The organism is Streptomyces sp. NPDC054847 (assembly GCF_053610925.1).
In genome coordinates, this window is record NZ_JBSGZJ010000536.1 from 1 (window position 1) to 4530 (window position 4530).

Below are 4530 nucleotides of genomic sequence, written 5' to 3' on the forward strand. Positions count from 1 at the left end.
GTTGGTGGCGATGCCCAGCAGCCACGGGCGTACGCTCCCGCCTTCCGCCTCGAGGCGCCCGCGGCCGCGCCAGGCTTCCATGAACGTCGCCGAGACGATGTCCTCGGCGGCCGACCAGTCGGCGGTCAGCCGGTAGGCGTGGTTGTAGACGGTTTTCGCGTATTGGTCGAAGAGCTCCGCGAAGGCTTGTGGATCCCCCGCACGGATGCGCGCGCGCATGGTTGTTGTCACCTCAGTCAGCTGTCGATCCATCGAGCGGGGTTCCCGAGACGTACGTCACACTCCGGGAGCGGGGACCGGTCCGAAGCACGCTGGATGCCGGTGCCGCCCCGCTCTTCGCCGCCGGCCGCCTACGGCACCAGGACGACCTTGCCGACCACGGTGCCGGATTCTGCCAGCCGCACCGCTTCGCCGACCTCGGCGAGCGGGACGCGGGCGGCGACCTGCGGGGTGAGAGCGCCGTCGGCGAGCAGCTGGAAGACCTGGGTCAGCGCCGCGCAGCGCGGCGCGGAAGGTGTCGAGCCTGCGCCGCCCGGCCCAGATGTTGTAGAAGTGGGCGCTCTTGCCGTTGGGCAGCGCGTTCCGGAGCATCAGGCGGGCGACGACAATGACCACCACCGCACCCGCCCCCGCTCCCGCGCCGCCCCTGACACTCCCGGACCGCCTGGGCGTTCCCGATGTCACCCACTCAACTCCCGCGCGCGTTCACCGCAGGAGTGGAAAACACCCACGCGGGTACCGGCGGTCTGCTGCCGGTGTCCGATCCGAGCCTTCATCGCGTGGCCCTTACGATGGGGCACATGACTGCTACGCCTCCTGCCCGACGCGTCCTCCTCGCCGCTCCCCGCGGCTACTGCGCAGGTGTGGACCGTGCCGTGATCGCCGTGGAGAAGGCCCTGGAGCAGTACGGGTCGCCCATCTACGTCCGCCACGAGATCGTCCACAACAAGTACGTCGTACAGACACTCGAGAAGAAGGGCGCGATCTTCGTCGACGAGACGGCGGAGGTTCCCGAGGGATCCATCGTGATGTTCTCGGCGCACGGAGTGGCCCCGACCGTCCACGAGGAGGCGGCGGAGCGCAAGCTCGCGACGATCGACGCGACGTGCCCGCTGGTCACCAAGGTCCACAAGGAGGCCGTGCGGTTCGCCCAGGAGGACTACGACATCCTCCTGATCGGCCACGAGGGCCATGAAGAGGTCATCGGCACGTCCGGCGAGGCGCCCGACCACATCACCCTGGTCGACGGCCCGGAAGACGTGGCGAACGTCGAGGTCCGCAACCCCGACAAGGTCGTCTGGCTGTCCCAGACCACCCTCTCCGTCGACGAGACGATGGAGACGGTCGACGCCCTGAAGACCAAGTTCCCCGGCCTGATCTCGCCGCCCAGCGACGACATCTGCTACGCCACGCAGAACCGCCAGATCGCCGTCAAGCAGATGGGCGCGGAGGCCGACCTGGTCATCGTCGTCGGCTCGAAGAACTCGTCGAACTCGGTCCGCCTCGTCGAGGTCGCCCTCGGCGCCGGCGCCCGCGACGCCCACCTCGTCGACTTCGCCGACGAGATCGACGAGGCCTGGCTGGACGGTGTCTCCACCGTCGGTGTCACCTCGGGCGCGTCCGTGCCGGAGGTGCTGGTCGAGGGCGTGCTGGAGTGGCTGTCGCAGCGCGGCTTCGAGGACGTCGAGATCGTGAAGGCGGCCGAGGAGTCGATCACCTTCTCGCTGCCGAAGGAACTCCGCAGGGACCTGCGCGCCGAGGCCGCCGCGATGTCGGCCGACCCGTCAGGGCAGTGACCGTCAGCTCCGCCCCTTAACGTTGTGTCCATGAACGTCTTCGGAGTTGACATCGGCGGGTCCGGGATCAAGGGCGCTCCCGTGGATCTGGACCGCGGCGATCTGGCGCAGGAGCGCCACAAGGTCCTGACACCGCACCCGTCGACGCCGGACGCCGTCGCCGACGGCGTCGCGGAGGTGGTCGGCCACTTCGGCTGGACCGGCCCGGTCGGCATCACCTTCCCCGGCGTGGTCACCAGCGGCGTCACACGCACCGCGGCCAACGTGGACAAGGGCTGGGTCGACAAGGACGCGGCCTCGCTCCTCAGCGGCCGCCTCGGCGGTCTGCCCGTCACGATCCTGAACGACGCGGACGCGGCCGGGGTGGCGGAGATGACCTTCGGGGCCGGGCGCGGCCGTAAGGGCACCGTCATCATGCTCACGTTCGGCACCGGCATCGGCAGCGCGCTCTTCGTCGACGGCCGGCTGGTCCCGAACACCGAGCTCGGCCACCTCGAGCTGGGCGGCCACGACGCGGAGAAGCGCGCCTCGACGAAGGCCAAGGAGGACGCCGACCTCACCTGGCAGCACTGGGCGCGGCGGGTGCAGAAGTATCTGGCGCACGTGGAGATGCTGTTCTCGCCGGAGCTGTTCATCATCGGCGGCGGGGTGAGCCGCAAGGCCGACAAGTTCCTGCCGCTGATCGAGGGCGTGCGCGCCGAGATGGTCCCGGCGGAACTGCAGAACAACGCCGGAATCGTGGGCGCGGCGATGGCGGCCGCCGGCAAGTGAGCCGTACCCGGGGCCGGGCCCCGGCCGTGGCGAGGAACGTGCGAGGGGGCCTCAGCCGCGGCGGGCGGGGCCCGTCGGGCCCTTGGGCCCGCGCCCGCGGCGGTGCCGCCGCGTCATGGTCCGCACTTTCCGTACGCAGGTGATCACCCCGGCGACCAGCGTTCCGCCGTACAGCCATCCCGCGTGCACGGCGAGCGCCGTCACCACCGCCATCGTCTGCCCGCCGAACCCGCCGCTGCCGCCGGAGAGCGGCACGATCCCGACGGTGAACGCGATCGGCACGATGATCGGCGCGCTGACCAGGTCGGCCTCCCGCACCCACAGCGCGGTGAGCGCGCTCACGGGCAGGAACAGCAGACCGTAGAAGATCGCGGAACCGTCGAACAGCAACTCGTCGAGAGCGCCCAGCGCCAGCATCGCGGCGGCGGCGAACAGGCCCGCGCCGAGACCGGTCAGCCGGGGGTTCGGCAGCCGGCGCAGCGCGAGCACCAGGGGAGGAACCGGGCGCGGCGGGCGGGCCGGCACCGGATACACGGTGGCGTCGGCGAGCGTGCCCGGTGCCGGGAGGGGAGCCGGCGGCTGCTGCCGCGGCTGGGGGCGACCTGTCCTGTGCTGCTCCACCCGCACAAACTAGGTCGCCAAGAGGTACGAAACCGTCACTAGACACGCCCTTTGGACGACCTTGGGGCTGCGTTCGACTCCGGGTGGGCCCCCGAGGACCGCGGCAGGCCGTCGCTGGTCCGTCCGCCGCGCCCGTAAACTGGTGGATCGGCCCCACTCACCGCGGGCCGCAAGGCCCCGCCAGTCATCACCCTCCACGTCAGGAAGTCGCCAACGTGTCGCTCACGATCGGAATCGTCGGTCTGCCGAATGTCGGCAAGTCGACCCTGTTCAACGCCCTGACCAAGAACGACGTGCTGGCGGCCAACTACCCGTTCGCCACCATCGAGCCGAACGTGGGCGTCGTCGGCGTCCCCGACTCCCGCCTCGCCGTGCTCGCGGAGATCTTCGGTTCGCAGCGCATCCTCCCCGCGACGGTCGACTTCGTCGACATCGCGGGCATCGTGCGCGGCGCGAGCGAGGGCGAGGGCCTGGGCAACAAGTTCCTGGCGAACATCCGCGAGTCGGACGCGATCTGCCAGGTCATCCGTGCCTTCAAGGACGAGAACGTCGTGCACGTCGACGGCAAGGTCTCGCCGAAGGACGACATCGAGACGATCAACACCGAGCTGATCCTCGCGGACCTCCAGTCCGTGGAGAAGGCGGTCCCGCGCCTGACGAAGGAGTCCCGCCTCCAGAAGGACAAGGTCGCCGTCCTCGCCGCCGTCGAGTCCGCGCAGAAGATCCTCGAGTCCGGCCAGACGCTGTTCTCCGCGGGCATCACCAAGGGCACCGAGCAGGGCGACCTGCTCCACGAGCTGCACCTGCTGACCACGAAGCCCTTCCTCTACGTCTTCAACGTCGACGAGGACGAACTCGTGGACGAGGACTTCAAGAACGAGCAGCGCGCCCTGGTCGCCCCGGCGGAGGCGATCTTCCTCAACGCGAAGATCGAGTCCGAGCTGATCGAACTGGACGACGACGAGGCGCTCGAGCTCCTCCAGTCCATGGGCCAGGAGGAGCCGGGCCTCGCGACCCTCGGCCGCGTCGGCTTCGACACCCTGGGCCTGCAGACCTACCTCACGGCAGGCCCCAAGGAGACCCGCGCCTGGACCATCAAGAAGGGCGCCACGGCCCCCGAGGCGGCCGGTGTGATCCACACCGACTTCCAGAAGGGCTTCATCAAGGCCGAGGTCATCTCCTTCGCCGACCTGGTCGAGACCGGCTCGGTCGCCGAGGCCCGCGCGAAGGGCAAGGCGCGCATGGAGGGCAAGGACTACGTGATGCAGGACGGGGACGTGGTGGAGTTCCGCTTCAACGTCTGAGGCAACGTGATTTGCGAGTGGCCGGCTCCTCCGGGAGC

6 protein-coding genes are annotated in these 4530 nt (G+C 69.8%); 3 read left to right on the forward strand and 3 right to left on the reverse strand.

Going from position 1 to position 4530, the window contains the following annotated elements:
- Both ACWGH4_RS31800 and ACWGH4_RS31805 read right to left on the reverse strand, forming a co-directional pair.
- A partial coding sequence (locus ACWGH4_RS31800; RefSeq protein WP_453466985.1) for an RNA polymerase sigma factor occupies positions 1–219 on the reverse strand: 219 nt, incomplete at its 3' end.
- A gap of 131 nt (positions 220–350) precedes the next feature.
- On the reverse strand, positions 351–491 hold the full coding sequence (locus ACWGH4_RS31805; RefSeq protein WP_453466991.1) for a zinc-binding dehydrogenase: 141 nt from the start codon (positions 489–491) through the stop codon (positions 351–353).
- A gap of 300 nt (positions 492–791) precedes the next feature.
- On the opposite strand from ACWGH4_RS31805, the gene ACWGH4_RS31810 reads away from it, so the two are divergent.
- Entirely contained in the window at positions 792–1796 is a 1005-nt protein-coding gene (locus ACWGH4_RS31810; RefSeq protein ID WP_441264230.1) for a 4-hydroxy-3-methylbut-2-enyl diphosphate reductase, read from the forward strand.
- Positions 1797–1826: 30 nt separating this feature from the next.
- Complete coding sequence (gene ppgK, locus ACWGH4_RS31815; protein ID WP_441263999.1) at positions 1827–2567, forward strand: polyphosphate--glucose phosphotransferase; 741 nt, start codon at positions 1827–1829, stop codon at positions 2565–2567.
- A gap of 51 nt (positions 2568–2618) precedes the next feature.
- Here the strand turns inward: ppgK and ACWGH4_RS31820 are convergent, their stop codons facing one another.
- Positions 2619–3188 carry a DUF6542 domain-containing protein gene (locus tag ACWGH4_RS31820; protein WP_453466987.1) on the reverse strand — a complete coding sequence of 190 codons (570 nt, stop codon included), beginning with the start codon at positions 3186–3188 and terminating at the stop codon, positions 2619–2621.
- Between the two features lie 215 nt (positions 3189–3403).
- Here ACWGH4_RS31820 and ychF point away from each other — a divergent pair, with 215 nt between their 5' ends.
- The gene (gene ychF / locus ACWGH4_RS31825) at positions 3404–4492 is read left to right on the forward strand and encodes a redox-regulated ATPase YchF (protein WP_453466989.1); all 1089 of its coding nucleotides are present in this window, start codon (positions 3404–3406) and stop codon (positions 4490–4492) included.
- The last annotated feature ends 38 nt before the right edge of the window (positions 4493–4530 follow it).

Bases quoted from the DNA above. Each gene is read 5' to 3' on its own strand.
- ACWGH4_RS31810 (WP_441264230.1), top strand. From the start codon at position 792: ATGGGGCACATGACTGCTACGCCTCCTGCCCGACGCGTCCTCCTCGCC.
- ppgK (WP_441263999.1), top strand. From the start codon at position 1,827: ATGAACGTCTTCGGAGTTGACATCGGCGGGTCCGGGATCAAGGGCGCT.